We start from the raw sequence: 22,325 nt of genomic DNA on the forward strand, positions 1-22,325 counted from the left end.
CCGTTTTCCGCTTTTTTCAGGGGCTGCCGGTTGTAATTTGCCGGAGGATTCTATATAATAGGGATTGGTCATTCGACAAAAAAGTCCTCCCGCAAGGCCTCAGGGAAATTCCTTCAGGCCGGAAAGCATTTGCATATGAAAAAATTCTTTCGTTCCATTGCCTCATATATCCGGCAGACCGATAAATGGCTCTGGTTTTTGTGCCTTTCCCTTTCCGCTTTCAGCGTCGTGCTCATCTGTGGGATCGCCTATTCCGGGCTGGTCGACATCGGCCTGCGCAAAATACTCGTCCAGATCGGCGCCACCGGCCTGGGCGGCATTGCCGCGATCATCCTTTCCAAGCTCGACTATCACGAGATGGCCCGCCTGTGGAAACTGCACGCGCCGCTCGCCTATCTGCTGGTGATCCTGACCTTCTTTTTTGGGGTCGGAGCCGAGCTGCGTCCGGATGATAAATCCTGGTTTGTGCTGCCCGGCGGCTTTACCTTCCAGCCAACCGAAATTCTCAAGATTTCCTTCATTCTCACGCTTGCCTACCACTTATACATCCTGCGTGAGCAATTAAATCGCCCACAAAACATTCTCGCCGTCTGTGCCCACGGAGCGGCGCCGATCCTGCTCGTCCATTTCCAAGGGGATGACGGCACCGCACTGGTGTTTGCCGTGATCTTTGCCGGAATGGTCTTTGCCGCGGGGATTAACTGGAAATATATCGCTGGGGCAATCGCCGCGGCGATCGCCGCCTTTCCGCTTGTCTGGTTCTTTATCCTCAGTGATTTCCAGCGGCAGCGGTTTTTGATCCTTTTGCAGCCGCATGCCGCCGACCCGCGGGGGGATTACTACCAGCAGTACTGGGCCAATCTTGCCATCGGTTCGGGTAAAGTCTGGGGCAAGGGAATTTTTTCCGACAGCCACCGGTATGTACCGGAAATGCACAACGACTTCATCTTTTCATTTATCGGGGAGTCGCTTGGGTTTGTCGGCAGCCTTGCCGTGGTGTTGGTGATCACGCTGCTCTGCGTCCGGGTCCTTTCGGACGCGCAGATGGCGCAGGACCTTCAGGGCAAGCTCATCTGCGTGGGGGTCTTTTCAATGATCTCCTTCCAGGTGGTCGTCAACATCGGCATGTGCCTCTCGCTGCTCCCGGTCATCGGCATCACGTTGCCGTTTCTCTCGTCGGGCGGTTCGTCCGTGCTCGCCTCCTATATGGGCATCGGGCTGGTGCTGTCGGTCTATATGCACACATTAAAGAATCTATTCAGTAAATAGCAGAAGGAAAGGAAGTCATCTGATGAAGAGCGATATCGAAATTGCACAAAGCGCCAAAATGCTGCCGGTCAGTGAAATTGCCGGGCGGCTCGGAATCCTTCCGGACGAGCTGGAGCCATACGGCCGCTACAAAGCGAAGCTCGCAGAATCCATCTATTCCCGCCTGGCGGACAAGCCGGACGGCAAGCTGGTGCTTGTGACCGCAATCAATCCCACTCCGGCAGGCGAGGGCAAAACCACCACCACCGTGGGCCTTGGCCAGGCGATGCAGAAGCTCGGCAAAAAGGCAATTATCGCGCTGCGCGAACCGTCGCTCGGGCCGGTATTCGGCATCAAAGGCGGCGCGGCGGGCGGCGGCTATGCACAGGTTGTGCCGATGGAGGACATCAACCTGCATTTCACCGGTGACATGCACGCGATCACCTCGGCCAACAACCTGCTCTGCGCACTGCTTGACAACCATATGCAGCAGGGCAACTCGCTCGGAATTGACCAGCGCCGGATTCTGGTCAAACGGTGCCTCGATATGAACGACCGTGCACTGCGCAACGTCATCGTCGGTCTTGGCGGCAAAGTCAACGGCGTGCCGCGGGAGGACGGCTTCATGATCACGGTCGCTTCCGAAGTCATGGCGATCCTCTGTCTGGCATCCGATCTCGAAGATTTGAAAAAACGTTTAGGAAATATTCTTGTTGCTTATACTTATAGTAATGAACCAGTCTACGCCCGTGACCTGCAGGCACAGGGCGCGATGGCAGCCCTGCTCAAAGACGCGCTCAAACCGAACCTGGTGCAGACGCTCGAAAATACTCCGGCCCTGATGCACGGCGGCCCGTTTGCAAACATCGCGCACGGCTGCAACTCAATTCGGGCGACCAAACTGGCGCTCAAGCTGGCTGACTACACGATCACTGAGGCGGGTTTCGGTTCCGACCTCGGCGCTGAGAAGTTCCTCGACATCAAATGCCGCTTCGCGGGCATCGCGCCAAGTGCGATCGTACTGGTCGCCACGATGCGTGCGCTCAAATATAACGGCGGCGTGCCGAAATCCCAGGTTTCCGAGCCAAACGTGGAAGCGCTCAAAAAAGGGCTTGTGAACCTGGAAGCACACGTTGAGAACATGCAGAAATACGGCGTGCCGGTCGTGGTCGCCATCAACCGCTTCGGGACCGATACGGATGAGGAGATCGCGGTGCTGTCCGATTTCTGCGCCAAGACCGGCTGCCGGTTCGCGCTGTCCGAAGTGTTCGCGAAGGGCGGCGAAGGCGGTGTCGCGCTTGCGAAAGCGGTGATCGACGCCTGCGAAGACCCGGCCAACTTCCACACCCTTTATGACACGGCGCTGCCGGTCAAGGCGAAGATCGAGACGATCTGCAAGGAAATCTACGGCGCGGACGGGGTGAATTACTCCGCCGCCGCGGAAAAGATGATTGCGGAAATTGATAAACTCGGCTGCGCGGACCTGCCGGTCTGCATGGCCAAGACCCAGTATTCCCTCTCGGACGACCCGGCGAAGCTCGGCCGCCCGAAGGGCTTCACCATCAACGTCAAGGAGATCCGGCTCTCGGCCGGCGCGGGCTTCATTGTGGCGCTCACCGGCGACATCATGACCATGCCGGGCCTGCCGAAAGCACCCGCCGCCTTCGGCATCGACGTCGACGCGGACGGGCACATCTCCGGTCTATTCTAAGGCGCCGCCCTGCCGCTTTTTGAAAAAGGCGGGCGAAAACTTTATATTTTTTGGAGGCCAGCGCATTGATCACCTTCACCAGCCATTCCACCGCTGAAACCGAACAATTCGCGGCCGGTTTTGCCGCCGAGCTGCGCCCGGGCGACGTCGTCGCCTGCCGGGGCGGCATGGGCATGGGCAAAACCGCCTTTGCACGCGGACTGGCTCGCGGACTGGGGCTTGTGGACGACGTGTCCAGCCCCACTTTTGCTTTGGTTCACGAATATACAAATGGTAATATTCCGCTTTATCATTTCGATATGTATCGTGTCTCCGGCTTCGACGAGCTCTACTCCACTGGATTTTTCGATTATCTCGACCAGGGCGGTGTGCTTTTCATCGAATGGAGCGAAAACATTGAATCGGCGCTGCCGCCCGGGACGATTGCGCTGACCCTTGCGCGGATCGACGACAACACCCGGGAAATCACCATCGAGGGGGAACGGTTTTGAAAATCCTTGCGCTGGACACCTCATCCCAGTCGGCAAGCTGCGCCATCCTGGAGGACGACAAGCTGCTCGGGGAATTTTACGGGAATGTGAACCTCACCCATTCCCAGACGATCATGCCGATGGTCGAGAGCCTGCTTACGCAGACCCGCGTTGCGCTTTCAGAAATCGGCCTCTTTGCCGTCACCGAAGGGCCGGGCTCCTTCACCGGGCTGCGCATCGGGCTTTCCGCGGTCAAGGGCATGGCACACGCGCTGGAAAAGCCCTGTGCCGGCGTTTCGACGCTGGAGGCGCTCGCATGGAACCTCTGCGGGCCGGACTGCGTGGTCGCGCCGGTGCTCGACGCGCGCTGCTCACAGGTTTATACCGCGCTCTTCCGCTGGAAGGACGGCGTGCTCATCCGCCTTGCGCCCGATGAGGCGATCACCATTAAAGAGCTTTCCACGCGGCTGAAAAATCTCGGAACTTGTGTTTTGCTGGTTGGAGACGGCGCAAAAATGTGCTATACTATTCTCAAAGACGAGTTGCCCGGACTGGGGCTCGTTTCGCCCGCAGCGCGCTTCACGCGCGCCGCTTCGGTGGCGCTAGCCGCGCAGCGGATTGCCGCGCGGGGCGGCACGGTCGCGCCGGATGCGCTGGCCCCTGCCTACCTGCGTTTGCCGCAGGCGGAACGGGAACTGCTGGCAAAACAAAAGAATGCTTAAAACTGCAGATTGGATTAGGAGATGGAGACAATGATAGCTTTGGCTGCCGATCACGGCGGATTTGCCCTCAAGGAGGAGGTCCGGCGCTGGCTGGATGAGCAGAAGATCGCTTATAAGGACTTTGGCACCTACAGCGAAGCTTCCTGTGACTATTCGGATATGGCCCTTCCCGCATGCGACGCGGTTGTTTCCGGCGAATGTGAAAAGGCGCTGCTCTTCTGCGGCACCGGCATCGGCATTTCGATGGCCGCCAACAAGGTGAAAGGTATCCGCGCGGCCTGCTGTTCGGATTATTTCAGCGCAAAATATACCCGCGCCCACAATGACGCCAACGCCCTGTGTATGGGCGGTCGTGTGGTCGGGGCGGGGCTTGCTATCGAACTGGTCGACGTATTTTTACATACTCCATTTGAAGGCGGCCGCCATCAGCGCCGCATTGATAAACTGACTGTGATCGAGAACCGATAAATCGATCTGAATCATGAAAGTAAGGGGACGTTTATTATGGCAAACAAACCGTTTATTATGGATCATCCGCTGATCCAGCACAAGGTCACCCTCCTGCGCGACAAGAACACCGGCTCCAAAGAGTTCCGCGAGCTGATCAACGAAGTCGCGATGCTCATGTGCTATGAAGCTACCCGTGACCTGCCGACCAAGACGGTCGAGATCGAGACCCCGATCTGCATTGCAAAGGCAAATGTCATCTCCGGGCGCAAAATTGCGTTTGTTCCGATCCTGCGTGCGGGGCTCGGTATGGTGGACGGCCTGTTACAGCTCGTCCCCGCTGCGAAGGTTGGCCACATCGGCATGTACCGCGACCATGACACCTGCGAGCCGGTTGAATATTACTGCAAGCTGCCTGCCGATATCGAAGAGCGGGATATCATCGTGCTCGATCCGATGCTCGCAACCGGCGGTTCCGCGATTGACGCGATCGACCAGCTCAAGGCGCACGGCTGCAAAAACATCAAATTCATGTGCATCATCGCCGCGCCGGAAGGCATCGAAGCGCTTACGGCAAAGCACCCGGATGTGCAGATCTACTGCGGTGCGCTGGATGAAAAACTCAACGAAAACAAATACATCGTGCCCGGCCTGGGCGACGCCGGCGACCGGATTTTCGGCACCAAATAAATTTTAAAACTGCATAAGAGAGGCGCTGTATGGAATGCTAGTTCCATGCAGCGTCTTTTTTTGTTGCAAAAATGCTGCTGAGAGTTCTACCGCCAACTTTTCCGCAAAAGGAGTGTTCCCCCTGAAGAAGTGCAAATTCCTCCTGACCGGCGCGGCCGCCGGGCTTTTAAACGGCCTGTTTGGCGCGGGCGGCGGCATGGTCGTCGTCCCGATGCTGCACAAGGACGGCCTGCCTGCTGAAAAGTCCCACGCCACTTCGATCGCGGTGATCCTGCCGCTTTCGGCCGTGAGCAGCATGCTCTACCTTTCGTTCGGCCACATGGATCTCATGAGCGCCGCACAGTTTCTGCCGCTCGGGCTTCTGGGCGCTGGAATCGGCGCCTGGCTGCTGCCGAAGATCAAAACGGTCTGGCTGCACCGGGTGTTTGGGGGAATCGTGCTCTATTCGGCCGTACGGCTGCTTTTCCAATGAGCTGGCTGCTTATTGGGGTGGTCTCGCTGGCAAGCGGGCTGCTCGGTTCGCTCGGCATGGGCGCCGGGACCGTCCTGCTGCTCTACCTGCGAGTCTATGGTGGTTACGACCAGTTCGCCGCGCAGGGGATCAACCTGATCTTCTTTCTGCCCATTGCGGTGCTGTCGCTTATCCTGCACGCGAAAAACAAGCTCGTCAGCTGGAAGGCTGCGGGGCTCTCGATCGCGGCCGGGCTTCCGATGGTATTCGCGGGGGTCTGGATTGGAAACTTCCTCGGAACCGAGTGGCTCTCCAAGCTGTTCGCCGTCCTGCTGTTTTTTGTGGGGGTAAGGGAGGTTTTGCAGAAGGACCCGGACAAGGCAAAGAAAAAGGAAAATCATGGACAAAAAAGGATCAAAAGAAAAGTTTGGCATGGTATAAACGCAATCCCGCCCGTTCAAAATAATACCGGAGGTGTTAACCACATTATGAATGATTCCTATAATCCAAAAAGCAAATTCAGTAAATTTATGGCTGGCAAAGGCTTTTACATCGCCCTTGCAATCTGCGTTGTGGGTGCCGGCACCGCAGCGTGGGTCGCTGTTGACAAGACCATTTCCCGAATCGACGACAGCAACAGCCAGATCATCGAACAACAGGCCCCGGCTGCTTCCAAGGAGCCCGCATATGGTTTCCCCGATTTAGAGGAGGCCGGAAAAGCACAAAACGACGTGAAAGTGCCGTCCAGCTCGTCCTCCTCTGCTACAGCATCTTCGTCCTCGCAGGCAGCATCCTCCGAGGAGCAAAAGCAATCCGAAGAGGTCGCCGCGCAGCCGGCGCCGCAGCCCTCCTCCTACGTTCTGCCGATCTCTGGAGAGATCTTCGCACCGTACAGCAACGGTGAGCTTGTGAAAAACGTCACTCTGAAGGAATGGCGCACCCACGACGGCATCGACATCAAGTCGGACAAAGGCACCCAGGTCAAAGCCGCCAGTGACGGCAAGGTTTCCGCTGTGCGCGACGATCCGCTCTGGGGCATGACCATTGAAATCCTGCATGAGGACGGCGTCACCTCTGTTTACTGCGGACTTGCAAAAGATGTCACTGTAAAACAGGGAGACAAAGTCAAGGTTGGACAGGCCATCGGCGTAATCGGTGATATCCCATGCGAAATTTCCCTCGATCCGCATCTGCATTTCGCCATGAAGTCGGATGGAAAATGGGTCGATCCGCTCAAAGCCATGGGCAAGGTCGTTGAATAATAAATTTTTCTTTCCCTGTGTTTCTCCTGAATCAAAAAGAGGCTGCGTATCGACTGGCAGCCTCTTTTTTTATGCTCGCGGCGTGATATTCCCGCCGTTTTTATCGTAATCATAGTAGTCCGCCCGGTTCACCCTCATCCCGCCTGCTTCCTGCACCGAAAACTTTACCGCGATCAGCCAGCCCTTCCCGTCCGGGCGGTCCGCCAGTGAAACACCCGACAGCTGAAAGCTGTCCGGACGGGAGGCGCGCTCCCGCGAATAGAAAACCGCCAGCCGGACCGGTTCACTGTCAATGGAGCAAAGCGCGGCACAGCTATTTTGCGGCGTTTCGCGTTTCTCGGCGGACAAAGACGTATCGGGAAGCGAAGCCTGTACCGTCACCGCACACAGTAAAAGCGCGGCCAGAACCGCGAAACCGATGCCGCGGCAAAAGGGCCCGCGCTGTGTGTTTTTCCATTTCACCATGTTTGGCCTCCCGAATTTTGTCCCCGCCGGGAGTCTCCTCCCGGTGTCTTTTCTCTCCTCTGATTATAACCAAAAGTATAATCGTATTATAACTTAGAATAATTATAAATACAAGTACTATTGTACTTATATTTTGTGTTTATCAGACCCAGTTCCTGTAAAATTTGATTGAGGGGGGATTGATTTGACGATCGATTACAATCTGATGGGCAGGCGCATCGCAGAAATCCGAAAAAAGCGCGGCCTTACCCAAGAAAAACTTGCGGAAATGGCCGACCTGACCAACAACTTCATTTCCCATATCGAAACCTGCCGTTCAATCCCAAGCCTTGAAACCATCGTCAAGCTTTGTGACGCGCTTTCGGTCACGCCGGATGAGATCCTGCTTGGAACCGGCACCGCCAGCCCGGAATATCTGAGCAGCGACATCATCCAGAAACTCGAAACCTGCTCGCCTTCCGAACGGCGGCTGATCAACGGTTTCATCGACCTGCTGCTTTCCCAGCGAAACGCAAAATGACAAAATAGGCCGCCAGCTTTCGCTGGCGGCCCATTATTTACTTTTATTCCGCTTTTTCACTCCGGTGCATCCGGCCGCCGCGAAAATAATATTCCTCCCCGTCCAGCCGGGTGATGTAGGTGTTGTCCAGATTTTCCTTTTGCAGGATCCGGGTCGGCGCACAGACCGCGACCGAATTGGCGGGCATATCCGTATAAACCACCGCGTTCGCACCGATCCGGCAGTTGTCCCCCACCCTGATGCCGCCGATGATCTTGGCGCCCGCGCCGATATAGACATTGTCCCCGATCACCGGCGCGCCGGGGTTCTTGCTGTCCGGCAGGGTATTCGAGCCGATCGTCACCTGCTGGAAGATCACCACATCCCTGCCCAGTTTTGCGGAATTGGAAATGAAGATGCCCTGAATTCCATGCGGGAAACACGGTGTTCCCGCAATTTCACTCGAAAGGCCTACAAAGCTGCCGCGCCGCATAAAGTAATGCAGGTAGGTGAGCTTCATGAGCTTACCTGGATGGGTTTGCAGATGCTGTTTGAGTCCCCAGATATTTTTGTAACGCAGTATGGCATAAAAGGTTAAAAACGGGCGCAGCAGCCCAAAAATCATCTCTTTCAGCAAGGTCCCCGCCTCCTTTTTCAAAAAACGGCTCCCGGTCAGGCATCGGGAGCCGTTCTGCTGTTTTTTCCTGCTAGGAAATCTTCTTGGCCATAACCACGAAGCGTTGGTTGTCGCCCGCGCCCATTACGCGTGTGCAGGTCGACAGGGTCAGAATCTTATCCGATGCGGTTACCGGAACATCCAGCTTGTGGATGCTCTTGGCCTTCGCGGTGTTGATGATGTTCATCATGCCGTTGCCAGGACGTTCCGCATAGTTGTATCCAAAACTCAGATCGGTATAGAAGACTGCAAAAATCTGATAGAGGCTTTCCCCTCCGAGCGTCGCAATCCGGATATACGGATTCTGGGCGGTGAAGTCGGCGTGGTCGTAAGCGGCCAGCTGCGCGAACATCACATCGTTCGGATTGCCGACCCGGGTGGGCCGCCAGCAGTTGGTCCAGTTATGCCCGTAAAGCACCGCGTTGGTCGAGGTGATATTGCCCTGCGCGTCAAAACGGGTGTCCGAATCGAACCAGATGACGCCGTTGCGGCTGGCTTCCTTATAATAGCCGCGGTGGGTATAATAGTCGGTGTACTGGCCAATGACCAGCGGGTAGTTGATGTTGGTGTTCGAGATGGAAATCCAGCCGACCACATCTGGGTTAACTTCTTTCCAGCCCGCGATATCGCCCGCTGCCGGCGGGATAAATACCGGATGCTCATAATAACTCTTTGCGCGTTCGGCAAGCGCGGCGGTCAGCTCCTCCGCGGTGAATGGGGTATACCGGGTAGCACTGGCCATCGCGTCGATTGCTTCGGGTGTGCTCTCGGAAGGCGCAGGAACAGCTTCGGAGGACGCGTCCGAAACGGCTGAATCCGCATCTGACGGCGCTTCATGGGACGCAGTAGGTTCAGAAGCGCTGCTTTCCCCGCTGTCGGAAACTGTGGACGAAGAGGATTGTTGGGAAGAGGACGGCAGCTGATGCCGTTCACCGCTCGAAGCGCTGCCAATCGCCGCTACAAGCCCCCATCCCGCACCTACGATCACAAGGGCCATCACGATGAGCGCTACCTTGTTGCGCAGGAAACCAGGAATGCTTCGGTTGTCGATGTACCATTCGTAAAAGTCACAGCAGGAGGATTTGACCCCTACACAAAAATAATAAATGCCGCGTAAAAGTTTCTTCAATATGTTCATAACCATCCTCTTTATGTAAATGAACTTGCTAACATCAGTTTATAATTATAGCACATCTTTCCTTCCTTGTGGAGGGGAAATTTCTAGAAAATTCATTTTTTGTTGCCCTGCAATATCCGCATCACCAAAAGCGCACAAAAGAAGGCGGGGCCGCTGCCCCGCCTTCTTTTCATCTTTTTATTTCACCTTACAGCCGGGATAATAATGGGTCAGGATTTCCTCGTAATCCCAGCCCTCCTCATTGGCATAAAGATTTGCGCCGGTCTGGCTCATTCCCACGCCGTGGCCGTAACCATAGGTCGTAAAGGTGAACTTTTCCGTGCTGTCACTGTAATCAATCTCGAACGCGGCTGAACGCAGGCCAAGCACCTGCTCACGCACCACCCGTCCGGTGGTTGTCTTTTTTCCGACCTTGATTTCCTTGACGTAACGGTCGCCTTCGGTATAACTGCGGATATCAAACCAGTCGTCCGGGTCGTCACTGAAGTCCCACAGGTCCACCCCCAGCACATCCTCCACCCGGTCGGCCACCTTATCCGCCGTCATTGTGACGGTATATTCATAGTTGCGGGCCTGCTCGTCAATTTCGCTGTCTACCGGCACCAGGTAAGCGTAGCTGCCGCCCCACACGTCCTTCGACGAGATCGTCACCCCTGCGCTGGTCGCATAAAACGGAGTGAACGCGAGGTTGTTCTTATAGTAGACCGCTTCCCCGATCACCTCATCCACGGCGTTTTGCACCTGGCTGGATGGTTTTTTTGTCCCGAGCGCCGGGGTGATGCCGCTGGCGTTCTGCTGCTTGATAAAAGTGTAAGCCGCGACCGCCTGCGCTTTGAGCGCCTCATCATTGAAGCCTGTCCCCATTTCGTTCATGACGACCTTGGCCACAATATCGTCCGCCCTGCCGCTCACTTTCCTGCCGCCCGAAACGATGGTCAGCTTGTCACTGCCGCTGCCGGAAGTCCGGATGTCCTCATCTTCGTCATCCTCCTCTTCTTCCGCGCGAGCCGCTTCTTCCGCAGCCTGGCGGCTTGCTTCCGCTTCTTCAGAGGCGATACGGCTGGACTCCGCCTGCTCAGAAGCTTTCCGGCTTGCTTCCTCGGCGGCCTGCCGGCTCGCTTGCGCCGCCTCCGCTGCCGCTTTGCTGGCTGCCGCGTCGGATGCCGCCTTACTCGCAGCCTCCGCTGCCGCTTTACTGGCCGCCGCGTCGGACGCCGCTTTGCTCGCGGCCTCCGCTGCCGCTTTACTGGCCGCCGCGTCAGACGCCGCCTTACTCGCGGCCTCCGCTGCCGCTTTGCTGGCCGCCGCGTCGGACGCCGCCTTGCTCGCAGCTTCCGCCTGTGCGGCGGCGGTCTGGGTATTCACCGTCACCGGCGCGGACGATGCCGGAGTCGATGACGCCGATGCTGGCATGCTCGCGGGCGCGGCGGCCTGCACCGCCGCCGTGCCGCCTGTTACAAAGCCCGGTGGAAGTTTATAGTCCGGGTTCCACTGATAAGAGACATCGCTGCCATCGTCCTTTTCACCCGGGCGCACCTTGCGGGCCACAATGACGGTGCGCACGTGCGCGTCATCGGAAACCGGGCCGAATTCATACGAACAGGTCGACAGGGTGATCAGATGGTCACCGGGCTGCACATCCACATTGGAATCGTAGTAGGAGCGGTCTTTGACCTCCTGCACAAATGCGGTAAATGCCGCGTCATCCGCAAAATCGGTTGCTTCATTATAATAGAATACTTCCCCGTACTGCGACTTTGCATTGGTGATAAAGACCGAGAAAATCTTATAGGTATTGTCGCGGTAGACATCGTCGAACTCTACGATCGGATGCTCCTGCAGGAAGGTAAGGCCGTTCTGGCCTTTATAGTTCATAAGCTCCCCGAACATCTGCCCGTCGGTCATATTGTGGCCGTAAATGACATAGTTCGCGCTCTGCGGGTTCATCTCGTCCGCCGCTTCGAGCCACGGGACGCCGTATTTGCTCGGCTTGCGGTTAAAGTCCCGGCGCATGTAGTAATCATTGTCCTCATACTGCACGACCGGATAACTCACGTTGGTACCGGGAATTTTGAGCCAGCCCGCAACGTCCTCATTGAGCTTATAAAGATTTGCAAATTTTTTCTGGTAGCCTTCCGGATAATTGTCGGGGATCTCCAGTTCGGTCGCGTCCTGTTCGCTCATACCCTCCACATACATCGTTTCCAGGTCGCTCTGCAGAGATTTGTTGCGCTTCGACTGGAGTTGGAAATTCCCGAGATACCCAATCGATGTGAGAAAAATTGCCACTGCGAGAAGCAGGATCAGCTTGCGCACAATCTCTGCTCCGTCGTCCCCTTTTACCGGGAATATCTTTGCATACCACGGGCGTTTTTTCCCATTTTTGCGCTTTTTCTGGCCGTCTCCCGATTCCCGTTCCAAAACTGCCGCGAGTTTTCCCGCCGCGGCCGCTTTACGGCTGGACGCGCCTTCCATCCTTCCAGGCAGCGCCATTATGTACCGCCGCAAGAGGTCGAGCGCCGCCATGCAGGCCATATACCGGATATAATCCGGCTCGGATTTTTTCGGCAGATCAAGCTTTTGGACCCAGACATTCTCCCGGTCGCAGACCGCCACATAGATGAGCCCGGTCTTTTTGGGTTCCTCACCCACGCCGGCTGTAATCCCCACCCCCAGCTCCGACTGGCCCTCCTGCATCGCGCCCGCGGCCATTGCCGCTGCGGTCTGCGCACTGACCGGACCAAATTTCCTGAGGAGTTTTTTCGGGACGTGCAGCGATTCTTCTTTGAGCTTTCCGGTATTCGCTGAAACGCCGAAACGCAAAATTCCTTCCGCGCCCGAAAGCGCCGTGAACCAGTCGGCCAGCAGCCCGCCTGTTCCCGATTCCCCCGCGGACACGCGCATGCGGCTTTCCAAAAGCAGGTTTGCCACCGCGCTCTGCAGATTTTTCTGGTCGGTTCCGTAAGCCGCTTCGCCCAGGAAATTTACCACCTTCTGAAGCATTGGCATACTGACAGCCGTGGCTTCGCGCTTATTTTTTCCGCGCGCGGTGATCCGCACCAACAGCTCGCCTTTGTTCTGGTGGATCGTCACCGCAGGGTTTTCCGACCGCAAAAGCTCCCCAAGTTTCTCCGCCGCGGACGTTTCATCCAGTCCAAAGACGTTGACCGTCCGGGTGACGACCGCCGCCTCCGAAAAACGCGCCAGATACGGGATAACGCTGTTCTGCAGCATCGGAACAAATTCCTTTGGCGTGTCGGGGATCATAATGATATACTGGCTGCCCGCGGAAAGCGCGCAGCCGGGCGTGATGCCCCGCACACCCGGGAACACCACGCTCTGTTCGGGCAGCATTGCAAGCCGCGCCACCTGCTGCGGCATCTGCCGCCCGGCGCGCTGATAGGCCTCGCGGATACGCCGCAGGCTGTCCTCATGTAAAACAAGGCGTTTGCCCAAACCCTCGCAGACGGTCTCCTTGGTGATCCCGTCCGCACCGGCCGAAAGCCCGCCCAAAAGTATCACAACGTCACTGCGCCCGAGCGCCTGCGCAATCGCGCGCCGCAGCTGCGGGACGTTCACGCCCACCGGAACCGAATGGTTGACGCGGATTTCACACGCTTCCAGTTCCCGGGCGATCAAGCGGGTATTTTCGTCGAGCATGCCGGGCGCCGCCAGGCCCGCGCCCACGCCGATGATCTCAGCGATCAAATACCCCACCTCCTTGTATCCGGCTTCGGGTCATCAGCCGATCATTTCCGATTCTGTGCCGTCGATGCATTTCTGCAGGAGCGTGTCAAGTTCCAGGTGTTCTTCCGCCTGGAGCACCTGTTCCAGACGCGGTTTGGTTTTTGGATGCTTCGGGGTGAATACGGTACAGCAGTCCTCATACGGAAGAATCGAGGTGTCAAAGGTGTCAATCTTATACGCGATCCTCACGATTTCGTCCTTGTCCATGCCGATGGCCGGCCGTAAAACCGGCATTTGACAGGCAATATCGGTACAGGCGATCGCCTGCACCGTCTGGGACGCGACCTGCGCGACGCTTTCGCCGGTGATGAGCGCTTCGCAACCGTTTTCCAGCGCGATCCGCTCCGCAATTTTCATCATGCAGCGGCGCATGATGATCGTGAAATATTCCTCTGGGCAGCGGTCGCGGATCGCCTCCTGCATTTCGGTAAACGGTACAACAAACAGGCTGATCCGTCCGCACCAAGGAGTCAGCTTTCTACAAAGGGTTTTTACCTTTTCGAGCGCGTGTTCGCTGGTGTACGGCGGACTGACGAAGTGCACCGCGATCAGCCGCAGGCCCCGTTTGGCCATCATGTATCCCGCCACCGGGCTGTCGATGCCGCCCGAGATGAGCAACGCGGCTGAGCCGCTTGTTCCAACCGGCAGACCGCCCGCGCCGGGCAGCTGGTCGACGTGGACATAGGCGGCCACCTCGCGGATTTCAACGTAGACAGTCACATCCGGATGGTGCACATCCACCTTCAGGTGCGGATACGCTTCAAGCAGCGCAGCGCCGGTTTCCATACAGATCTCCGGCGACTTCATCGGGAACGCCTTATCCGAACGCTTGGCCTCCACCTTGAAGGTGCGCGCCTGCGAGAGCTCCCGCCGGAGATATTCCACCGCAAACGCGCGGATCTGTGGAAAATCCTTCGGGACGATTCCCGCCCGGGTCAGCGCCGCCACGCCAAACACCTTTTGCAGGCGGTCAACCGCCTCATCCAGGTCGATATTGTCCGCCTGCGGTTCGACGTAGATGGTCGACTGCGCCTTGTAGATGCGGAATTTTCCCAGGCTTTCCAGCCGTCTGCGGCAGTTTTTGATGAGCGCGTCCTCGAAGGTGTGGCGGTTGAGGCCTTTGAGGGCCAGCTCGCCGCATTTGAGCAGGATGAGTTCTTTCATTTCTTTCCCAACCAATCTATTTTCAATCTGTGTATTTTCTTGTTCATCGGTGCGCGACCGAAGAGATGCCTTCCCGCAGTCCCTGCACGAGCTGGAGAAGCTCCTCCTGGGTGGTGTCGTAGATCATGCTGACGCGCAGCGCGCTGTCGATCAGGCGGGGTGAAAGCCCCATCGCCTCAAGCACCGGGCTGGCCGCGCCCTTTGAACAGGCCGAGCCGCTCGAAACATAGACGCCGCGGCTCTCAAGAAAATGCAGCATCGTCTCCGACCGATAGCCGGGCACCGAAATGTTGAGGATGTAGGGCGACGCATCTTCGGGCGAATTGATCCGCACGCCCTCGATGGCGGCGAGCTTCTCCCGCAGCATGCCGCTTAGCGCCTGCACCCGTTTCAGATTTTCCGGAACCTTGCCGGAAAGCTCCGCACAGGCCGCGCCGAAAGCCGCGATCATCGGCAGGCTTTCGGTGCCGGAGCGAAGCCCCCGCTCTTGACCGCCGCCGTAGATGAGCGGCAGTATCCGCGCGCCGCGCCGCACATAGAGCGCGCCGGAACCCTTGGGGCCGCAAATTTTATGCCCGCTCACACTCATCAGATCGACATCCATCCGGCTCACCCGAAGCGGCAGCTTGCCAAATGCCTGCACCCCGTCGCAATGGATGAGTGTTTCGGGATTTTTGCGGCGGATCAGCTGCGCCGTCTCCTGCACCGGGAAAATCGCGCCGGTCTCGTTGTTCACAAGCATCATGCTCACGAGGGTCGTTTCCGAGTCCACCGCGTCCGCGATTGCCTGCGGATCGACACAGCCCGACGCATCCGGCGCGACATAAGTCACCTGAAAACCGGTCTCTGAAAGCCGTTTCATCGCCGCCGCGACCGAAGAATGTTCGGCGGCGGTGGTTACGATCTTTTTGCCGCGGCGGATTTTTGCCTGCGACGCACCGAAAATGGCGAGGTTATTCGATTCGCTGCCTCCGGAGGTGAAAACCACACATTCCTCCTGACAGCCCAAAAGCGCCGCAGCCGCTTCCCGCGATTTCATAAGTTCACGCGCAGAGGCAACACCCAAAGCGTGCAGCGAGGACGGGTTGCCAAAGCACTCCCGCATCATCCGCGCTGCGGCTTCAGCGGCAGCCTGGCAGACGCGCGTGGTCGCGGCATTGTCAAGATATGCCATTTTCTGTTCCATTTTTGATCGTTCCCCCATCGGCGAAGGTCATATCAACCCATTATCTGTTATATTATACATGAATTCGCCGTTCTTTTCAACCAAATGCCCATATGGATCATAATATTTTCAATATTTATTCACAAAATAACTTTACGTATAACAGTTTCCATCGAATTGCAGGAATTTTATCCGGAGGTGCCCTATGGAACTCTTTATTGAACGGCGCGTATTGGTGCGCGTCATCAGCTATACCACTGCTGGGATGCTCACCCTTGGCGGCGTTGCCTGGCAGCAAAACGCCGCAGCGGCCGACTACCGCGGTCAGCTCGAAAACACCTATGAACGTTCGCTTGGAGAACTGTCAAGTTATCTGACGAATATCTCCACCGATCTGGACAAGGGGCAGTATATTGGCACCGGCGGCCAGCTCGCACAGATGTCCGCGCGCATCTGGCGGGAGAGCGGCGGCGCAAAATCCGCCCTTTCCACCCTGCCTGTCAGCGACCTGCATATGGACGCCACCTATAAATTCCTCTCTCAGGTGGGGGATTATGCGATGGCGCTCTCGAAAAAGGTGGCTTCCGGCGGGACGCTCAGCGAGGAAGAAAAGGAAAACGCACAGGCGCTGCGCCGGTATGCGCTCAGCCTGACCGAATATATCGATATCCTCCAGCAGCGGGTGCGCGACGGCGCGATTGAAGTTTCGGCCATGCGCACCAGCCAGGGGGACGGCACCGAGGGCACCATGCCGCGCAGTCTCTCCGCCGGCTTTGAGGATATCGAACAGACGATGACCGGTTATCCCACCCTCATTTATGACGGTCCGTTCTCCGACCATCTGCTGACCCAGCGGCCGAAGCTCACGCGCGGCCTGGCTGCGGTCACGCCTGAACAGGCCCTGCAAATTGCCGCCCGCGCCGCCATGGTCAACCCCGGCGATCTGACCCGCGCGGATGATGAAAATTCCAATATGCCCTGTTATACTTTCCAAAAAGGGAGCATCAACGCCGCTGTGACAAAGGCAGGCGGACTTACCGCCTACATGGTCAACTCCCGCGATGTGAATGAGGAACGTATCAACAAAGCTTCCATTTTTGAAAACGCCGGGCGTTACCTCGAACGCATGGGTCTTCAGAATCTGCGGGCAACCTACTACGAGACCATCGACGGCGTCTGCACGATCAATTACGCCGCGATGAACGGTGACATCACCCTTTACACCGATCTTGTCAAGGTTGGCATCGCCCTTGACGACGGCGGGACCGTCTTTTTCGACGCGCGCGGTTATATCAATAACCATTATGACCGCGCCATCACACCGCCCGCCCTCACGGCGGAGCAGGCACAGGCGTCGGTAAACCCCGACCTCGCCGTACTGTCAAACCGGCTCGCGCTCATCCCCACAAGCGGCAAGGGAGAGGTGCTCACCTACGAATTTCTCACCACCGCGCCGGACGGCGAAAAACTGCTCATCTATGTGAACGCGCAAAACGGCGCGGAAGAGCAGATCCTGCTCCTGCTCGAAACGCCCTACGGCACGCTTACGAAATAATGTGAAATTCAAGGAAGGCCGCCGGCAAAAGCCGGCGGCCTTCCTTCTCTTCTGGTTTTGAGAGACTGTGGTTAATCTTCCGTGTAGGTGACCTTGGCCATCTTCTGTTCAGTGCGCGGCCGGTCGCTGTAATCGACCGGCACAGCGGCGATCTCATCCACCACGTCCATGCCTTCTACCACCTTGCCGAACGCAGCGTACTGCCCGTCAAGATGCGGAGCGTCCGCATGCATGATGAAGAACTGGCTGCCCGCCGAATCCGGACGCGCTGAACGCGCCATCGAGATCACGCCGCGGGTGTGCTTGAGGTCATTTTTGACGCCGTTTTGGGCAAATTCGCCTTTGATCTGGTAGCCCGGGCCGCCCATGCCGGTGCCTTCCGGGCAGCCGCCCTGGATCATAAAGCCGGAGATGACCCGGTGAAAGATCAGCCCGTCATAGAAGCCTTCCTGTACCAGCTTTTTGAAATTCTCTACCGTGACCGGCGCGACGTTGGGATAAAGCTCGATCTTGATCTCTTTTCCGTTTTCCATCTGGATCGTTACCATGAGAAATCTCCACTCTTTCTTTTGTAAGTTTTATTTGTGCGGGTCGTATTCCTGCTCGCAGTAGATGCAACGGTAAACCGCTTTGGAGCCGCCCGTCACCCGCCGGAACACCTGCGGCAGCTCCTGCTCGATCGAGGTGATGCAGCGGGGATTCTTGCATTTCACGACGTTTGTGACCTCAACGGGCAGGGTTAACTTCTTCTTTTCAATGATGCGGCCATCGTCGATGATGTTGACGGTGATATCCGGATCGATAAAACCGAGCACGTCAAGATCGATGTCGATGTTGTCCTCGATCTTGATAATATCCTTTTTGCCGGTCTTTTTGCTGCGGGCGTTCTTAATGATCGCGACGCTGCAGTCGAGCTTGTCCAGCTCCAGGAACTTATAGATATCCATGCTTTTGCCGGCCTTGATGTGGTCGATGACCAAGCCGCGTTTAATGCTGTCTACGTTCATATGAAACCCCTTTCCTAGTCGAGCCCAAGCATCTTGAGCATCAGCGCCATCCGGACATACTTGCCGCAGAGGGCCTGTTTGAAATAGCAGGCGCGCGGGTCGCTGTCCACTTCGACCGAAATCTCATTGACGCGCGGCAGCGGATGCAGCACGATCATATCGTCCTTTGCCATCTTCATCTTGTCCATGTCGAGGATATAGCTGTCACGCAGGCGGACATAATCCTCCTCGTTGAAGAAGCGTTCCCGCTGGACACGGGTCATATATAGGATATCCAGTTCGCCGATGATCTCCTCGAGCCGCTCGACCTCCTTAAATTTTGCCTGTTTGGCTTCGAGCTCCTCGCGCAGGTAGTCCGGCACCCGCAGTTCATTCGGGCTGATCAGCACAAAGGAAATATTCGGATAACGCAGCAGCATGCGGATAAGCGAATGCACCGTGCGTCCAAATTTGAGGTCGCCGCAGAGCCCGATTGTGAAGTTGTCGAGCCTTCCCTTGAGCCTGCGTATCGTAAGCAGGTCGGTGAGCGTCTGGGTGGGATGCTGGTGGCCTCCGTCGCCCGCATTGATGACCGGGATATCCGCGTGCAGCGAAGCAACCTTCGCGGAGCCCTCTTTCGGATGGCGCATAGCGACGATGTCAGCATAGCACTGGACGGTGCGGATGGTGTCAGCCACGCTTTCACCCTTCGCGGCCGATGAGGAATCCGCCGACGAGAAGCCGAGGACACTCCCCCCAAGTTCGAGCATGGCCGCTTCAAAACTCAGGCGGGTACGGGTGCTCGGCTCATAAAACAGCGTGGCGAGCTTTTTGCCGTCACATTTGTGGGCATAGGTTTTCGGATCCGCAATGATCCGGTCGGCCAGGTCGAGAATGCCGTCCACTTCCTGGTCGGTGAGGTCCTTCGGTTCGATCAGATGTTTCAATCAGAGCCCTCCTCCGTCTTTCCGGTTTATATTCTAACCTAGTTTACTACAACCCAGCCGCGCACGCAAGAGCATTTGCGCCGGTTTTACGGCTTGTTCAAAATTATTTTGCGGCAATCCGCCGCGCCTTTTCGCCGCACGGTTTTCTTGACAGAAAGCCCCTGGCGTGCTATTGTCAAATTGGTAAAAAATAACGCCGGCCCGGTGCGCAAAACCGGTGCTGGACGCAAGATACAGGAGGAATGTTTATGCAGGCATTTGAGTTTTATTCCCCCACCTGCGTGCACTTTGGAAAAGGCGCGGAAAGCAAGGTCGGCGCGGATCTCAAAAAACGCGGGGCAAAAAAGGTCCTGCTCCATTACGGCGGCGGCAGCGTAATCCGTTCCGGGCTGCTCGGCCGGGTCAAGGATTCCCTTTCCGAAGCAGAAATCGCGTTCACTGAGCTCGGCGGCGTCCAGCCCAACCCGGTGCTCAGCCTTGTGCGCACCGGGGCAGCGCTCTGCTGTGAGGAACAGGTCGATTTCATCCTCGCGGTCGGCGGCGGCAGCGTCATCGACTCGTCCAAGGCAATCGCGCTGGCCGCGCCCGCGCCGGAGGTCGACCCGTGGGATTTTTTTGAACAGAAAGCTGTCCCACAAAAACATCTGCCGGTCGGTTCGGTCCTGACCATCGCCGCGGCCGGCAGTGAAATGAGCACCAGCATGGTGATCACCAATGAGGACGGTATGCTCAAGCGCGGCCTCAATACCGAACTCAACCGTCCGGTCGTCGCTTTCATGAATCCGGAGCTGCTCTATACGCTCCCAGCGTTCCAGATCGCCTGCGGCGCCACCGACATTGTCATGCATACGCTGGAACGCTATTTCTCCCCCATCACCGGCAACGAGCTGACCGACCAGATCGCCGAAGGGCTCCTGCGCACAGCCATCCATTTTGGACCGCTCCAGCTCGAAAACCCGCAGGATTACCAGGCGGCTTCCGAAATGATGTGGGCAGGCAGCATCTCCCACAACCATCTCACCGGGCTCGGCAACGCGGGCGACTGGGCCACCCATCAGCTTGGCCACGAGCTTTCCTCCATGTTCGGCAAGGCGCACGGCGCCACTCTGGCCGCCATGTGGGGAGCTTGGGCACACCATGTTTATAAAGACAATCCCTCCCGTTTTGCCCGTTACGCGCGCAATGTCTGGGGCGTAACCGAAATGGACGACAATACGGCAGCGCTGGAGGGTATCGCGCGCACCGTGCAGTTCTTCGCTTCGCTCGGCATGCCGACCTGTATCGGGGAACTGGTTGGGCGGACGCTCACCAGCGAGGAGCTCGACGAGCTGAGCGTCAAATGCACCTTCTTCGGCAAGCGCACCATCGGGTCTTTCCGCAAGCTCGATTACAATGGCATTCTTGCCGTCTACCAGGCGGCAAACCACTAAAACAAATCAATTTTTTCATTCAGGAGGATTCTATATGGCCGTACATTATCAGGACGTCAAGGCGGTGGAACTGCAGCCCGGCCAGGAGCGGCGGGTTCTTGCCTATGACGACGACATTATGCTGGTGGAGTTCACCTTCAAAGCGGGGATAAAAACCGCGCCTCACAGCCATCCCCACAATCAGGTCAGCTATGTCAAGAAGGGCCGGGTCGAATACTCGATCGGCGAGGATCTGTTTGTGCTGGAGGAGGGCGACAGCATCGTTGTCCCGTCGGACGCGCTGCATAACGCCTACCCGGTCACCGACGCGGTGCTGCTCGACGTGTTCACGCCGGTGCGCAAGGATTTCCTGTAAGCGCAGTCGCAAGCTCTTTGCGGGCTGTCCGGAAAATATCCGGGCAGCCCGTTTTTGTTTATCCTCCAAAACCATTGGAAAAACCTTTTGTTTTTTTCAAAAGACCGCTTTCCCAAATTCGGTTTTCGGTATATAATGTATTATTGTGTTCTGATAATGATTTTGCAAGGTAAGGCGGTAATAATGCAGTGATCTATCAAAATGTACTTGATGCGATGGGCCGCACGCCCATCATCCAGCTTTCCCGCATGGCCGGGCCGCAGATGGCGCGGGTGCTCGTCAAATATGAAGGACTCAATGTCGGCGGGTCAATCAAAACGCGCACCGCGTTCAATATGATCTCCGATGCGGAACAAAAGGGGCTTATCGGCCCGGAAACCATCATCGTCGAGCCGACCAGCGGCAACCAGGGCATCGGGCTCGCGCTCATCGGCGCGGTGAAGGGCTACCATACCATCATCATTATGCCGGATTCAGTGAGCGAGGAACGCCGCAAGCTGGTGCGGCATTATGGCGCTGAAGTGGTTCTTATCCATGACGACGGCGATATCGGCGCCTGCATTGAGGAGTGCCTTAATACCGCTCTGCGTATGGCGCGGGAAGATCCGCGGGTCTATGTCCCGCAGCAGTTCACAAATCCCGCCAACCCGATGGTACATAAACAGCAGACCGCGCTCGAAATCCTCGCGGATGTGGACGGCCCCATCGACGGCTTCTGCTCCGGCGTGGGCACCGGCGGAACCATCTCCGGCATCGGGGAGGTGCTCAAAGCGGAAAATCCCCTTATGACCATCTGGGCAGTCGAACCGGAAAACGCCGCAATCCTCGCGGGCGGCAACATCGGCACCCATCTGCAGATGGGCATCGGCGACGGGCTCATCCCGGATAATCTCAACCAGGCAATTTATGACGACATTTACATCGTCACCGACGGTGAGGCAATCGAAACCGCGCGCAATCTCGCAAGGCTGGAGGGCCTGATGTGCGGCATTTCAAGCGGCACCAATGTGGCTGCGGCGCTGAGGCTGGCCGAAAAGCTCGGCCCGGGCAAAACGGTGGTCACCATCCTGCCCGACACCGCCGAACGGTATTTCAGCACGCCCCTTTTTGAAGAATAAAGGACCTCAAAACGAGCCCCGCCGCCCGGGAAATTTTCGGGCGGCGGGGCTCGTTTAGGTTGTGTGCCCGATGCGGGAG

General features: G+C 57.1%; 22 protein-coding genes. 13 read left to right on the top strand and 9 right to left on the bottom strand.

The annotated features are described in order from the left end of the window. Nucleotides 1-135: 135 nt before the first annotated feature. The 8 genes from DWV16_RS05230 to DWV16_RS05265 all read left to right on the top strand — a co-directional run bounded on the left by DWV16_RS05230 (nt 136) and on the right by DWV16_RS05265 (nt 7,001). Nucleotides 136-1,269, top strand: a complete 1,134-nt coding sequence (locus tag DWV16_RS05230; RefSeq protein WP_118478039.1) for an FtsW/RodA/SpoVE family cell cycle protein — start codon at nt 136-138, stop codon at nt 1,267-1,269. 22 nt (nt 1,270-1,291) lie between these two features. Further along, complete coding sequence (locus DWV16_RS05235; protein WP_066452876.1) at nt 1,292-2,959, top strand: formate--tetrahydrofolate ligase; 1,668 nt, start codon at nt 1,292-1,294, stop codon at nt 2,957-2,959. A 65-nt stretch (nt 2,960-3,024) separates the two neighbouring features. Further along, nucleotides 3,025-3,450 (top strand): tRNA (adenosine(37)-N6)-threonylcarbamoyltransferase complex ATPase subunit type 1 TsaE, encoded by a 426-nt coding sequence (tsaE, locus tag DWV16_RS05240; protein ID WP_079987990.1) that lies wholly within the window; start codon nt 3,025-3,027, stop codon nt 3,448-3,450. Beyond that, entirely contained in the window at nt 3,447-4,151 is a 705-nt protein-coding gene (gene tsaB / locus DWV16_RS05245) for a tRNA (adenosine(37)-N6)-threonylcarbamoyltransferase complex dimerization subunit type 1 TsaB (RefSeq protein ID WP_118478041.1), read from the top strand. The genes tsaE and tsaB overlap by 4 nt, the downstream gene beginning before the upstream one ends. A 21-nt stretch (nt 4,152-4,172) precedes the next feature. After that, nucleotides 4,173-4,619, top strand: coding sequence for a ribose 5-phosphate isomerase B (gene rpiB / locus DWV16_RS05250; RefSeq protein ID WP_066452874.1), 447 nt, complete (start codon nt 4,173-4,175; stop codon nt 4,617-4,619). A 36-nt stretch (nt 4,620-4,655) separates the two neighbouring features. Beyond that, complete coding sequence (upp, locus tag DWV16_RS05255; RefSeq protein WP_066452873.1) at nt 4,656-5,288, top strand: uracil phosphoribosyltransferase; 633 nt, start codon at nt 4,656-4,658, stop codon at nt 5,286-5,288. 34 nt (nt 5,289-5,322) lie between these two features. Further along, nucleotides 5,323-5,760, top strand: coding sequence for a sulfite exporter TauE/SafE family protein (locus DWV16_RS05260; protein ID WP_243007272.1), 438 nt, complete (start codon nt 5,323-5,325; stop codon nt 5,758-5,760). Then, nucleotides 5,757-7,001: a TSUP family transporter gene (locus DWV16_RS05265; protein ID WP_079987988.1), complete on the top strand. Its 1,245-nt coding sequence runs from the start codon at nt 5,757-5,759 to the stop codon at nt 6,999-7,001. The genes DWV16_RS05260 and DWV16_RS05265 overlap by 4 nt, the downstream gene beginning before the upstream one ends. A gap of 69 nt (nt 7,002-7,070) precedes the next feature. On the opposite strand, the gene DWV16_RS05270 is transcribed toward DWV16_RS05265, so the two are convergent. Beyond that, nucleotides 7,071-7,466 carry a hypothetical protein gene (locus DWV16_RS05270; RefSeq protein ID WP_066452871.1) on the bottom strand — a complete coding sequence of 132 codons (396 nt, stop codon included), beginning with the start codon at nt 7,464-7,466 and terminating at the stop codon, nt 7,071-7,073. A gap of 184 nt (nt 7,467-7,650) precedes the next feature. Here DWV16_RS05270 and DWV16_RS05275 point away from each other — a divergent pair, with 184 nt between their 5' ends. After that, a complete protein-coding gene (locus tag DWV16_RS05275; protein ID WP_118478043.1) occupies nt 7,651-7,986 on the top strand; it encodes a helix-turn-helix domain-containing protein in 336 nt (111 codons plus the stop codon). 43 nt (nt 7,987-8,029) lie between these two features. Here DWV16_RS05275 and DWV16_RS05280 read toward each other — a convergent pair whose 3' ends face one another. The 5 genes from DWV16_RS05280 to DWV16_RS05300 all read right to left on the bottom strand — a co-directional run bounded on the left by DWV16_RS05280 (nt 8,030) and on the right by DWV16_RS05300 (nt 15,876). Further along, on the bottom strand, nt 8,030-8,602 hold the full coding sequence (locus DWV16_RS05280; RefSeq protein WP_243007273.1) for a serine acetyltransferase: 573 nt from the start codon (nt 8,600-8,602) through the stop codon (nt 8,030-8,032). A 70-nt stretch (nt 8,603-8,672) separates the two neighbouring features. Beyond that, nucleotides 8,673-9,779, bottom strand: a complete 1,107-nt coding sequence (locus DWV16_RS05285) for a class B sortase (protein ID WP_158572785.1) — start codon at nt 9,777-9,779, stop codon at nt 8,673-8,675. 177 nt (nt 9,780-9,956) lie between these two features. Then, a complete protein-coding gene (srtB, locus tag DWV16_RS05290) occupies nt 9,957-13,487 on the bottom strand; it encodes a class B sortase (RefSeq protein ID WP_118478047.1) in 3,531 nt (1,176 codons plus the stop codon). Between the two features lie 33 nt (nt 13,488-13,520). Then, nucleotides 13,521-14,690 (bottom strand): tRNA uracil 4-sulfurtransferase ThiI, encoded by a 1,170-nt coding sequence (thiI, locus tag DWV16_RS05295; RefSeq protein WP_118478049.1) that lies wholly within the window; start codon nt 14,688-14,690, stop codon nt 13,521-13,523. Nucleotides 14,691-14,733: 43 nt separating this feature from the next. Beyond that, on the bottom strand, nt 14,734-15,876 hold the full coding sequence (locus DWV16_RS05300) for a cysteine desulfurase family protein (protein ID WP_242863530.1): 1,143 nt from the start codon (nt 15,874-15,876) through the stop codon (nt 14,734-14,736). Nucleotides 15,877-16,060: 184 nt separating this feature from the next. Here DWV16_RS05300 and ypeB point away from each other — a divergent pair, with 184 nt between their 5' ends. Further along, the gene (gene ypeB / locus DWV16_RS05305; RefSeq protein ID WP_118478051.1) at nt 16,061-17,410 is read left to right on the top strand and encodes a germination protein YpeB; all 1,350 of its coding nucleotides are present in this window, start codon (nt 16,061-16,063) and stop codon (nt 17,408-17,410) included. A gap of 71 nt (nt 17,411-17,481) precedes the next feature. Here ypeB and DWV16_RS05310 read toward each other — a convergent pair whose 3' ends face one another. Genes DWV16_RS05310 through pyrB form a run of 3 tightly spaced genes read right to left on the bottom strand, consistent with a single transcriptional unit; the run spans nt 17,482 to nt 19,343 of the window. Continuing rightward, nucleotides 17,482-17,958, bottom strand: coding sequence for a peptidylprolyl isomerase (locus tag DWV16_RS05310; RefSeq protein ID WP_066452857.1), 477 nt, complete (start codon nt 17,956-17,958; stop codon nt 17,482-17,484). Nucleotides 17,959-17,988: 30 nt separating this feature from the next. Next, the gene (locus DWV16_RS05315; protein WP_066452854.1) at nt 17,989-18,417 is read right to left on the bottom strand and encodes an aspartate carbamoyltransferase regulatory subunit; all 429 of its coding nucleotides are present in this window, start codon (nt 18,415-18,417) and stop codon (nt 17,989-17,991) included. A gap of 14 nt (nt 18,418-18,431) precedes the next feature. Next, a complete protein-coding gene (gene pyrB, locus DWV16_RS05320; protein WP_118478053.1) occupies nt 18,432-19,343 on the bottom strand; it encodes an aspartate carbamoyltransferase in 912 nt (303 codons plus the stop codon). 248 nt (nt 19,344-19,591) lie between these two features. Between pyrB and DWV16_RS05325 the strand changes: the two genes are divergently transcribed. From DWV16_RS05325 to cysK, 3 genes are all read left to right on the top strand, one after another. Beyond that, the gene (locus DWV16_RS05325; protein ID WP_118478055.1) at nt 19,592-20,773 is read left to right on the top strand and encodes an iron-containing alcohol dehydrogenase; all 1,182 of its coding nucleotides are present in this window, start codon (nt 19,592-19,594) and stop codon (nt 20,771-20,773) included. Between the two features lie 34 nt (nt 20,774-20,807). Next, nucleotides 20,808-21,128 carry a cupin domain-containing protein gene (locus DWV16_RS05330; protein ID WP_066452848.1) on the top strand — a complete coding sequence of 107 codons (321 nt, stop codon included), beginning with the start codon at nt 20,808-20,810 and terminating at the stop codon, nt 21,126-21,128. A gap of 188 nt (nt 21,129-21,316) precedes the next feature. After that, complete coding sequence (gene cysK / locus DWV16_RS05335) at nt 21,317-22,246, top strand: cysteine synthase A (RefSeq protein ID WP_118478057.1); 930 nt, start codon at nt 21,317-21,319, stop codon at nt 22,244-22,246. The last annotated feature ends 79 nt before the right edge of the window (nt 22,247-22,325 follow it).

The organism is Anaerotruncus sp. AF02-27 (assembly GCF_003465835.1).
Classification (GTDB): Bacteria; Bacillota; Clostridia; order Oscillospirales; family Ruminococcaceae; genus Anaerotruncus; species Anaerotruncus rubiinfantis.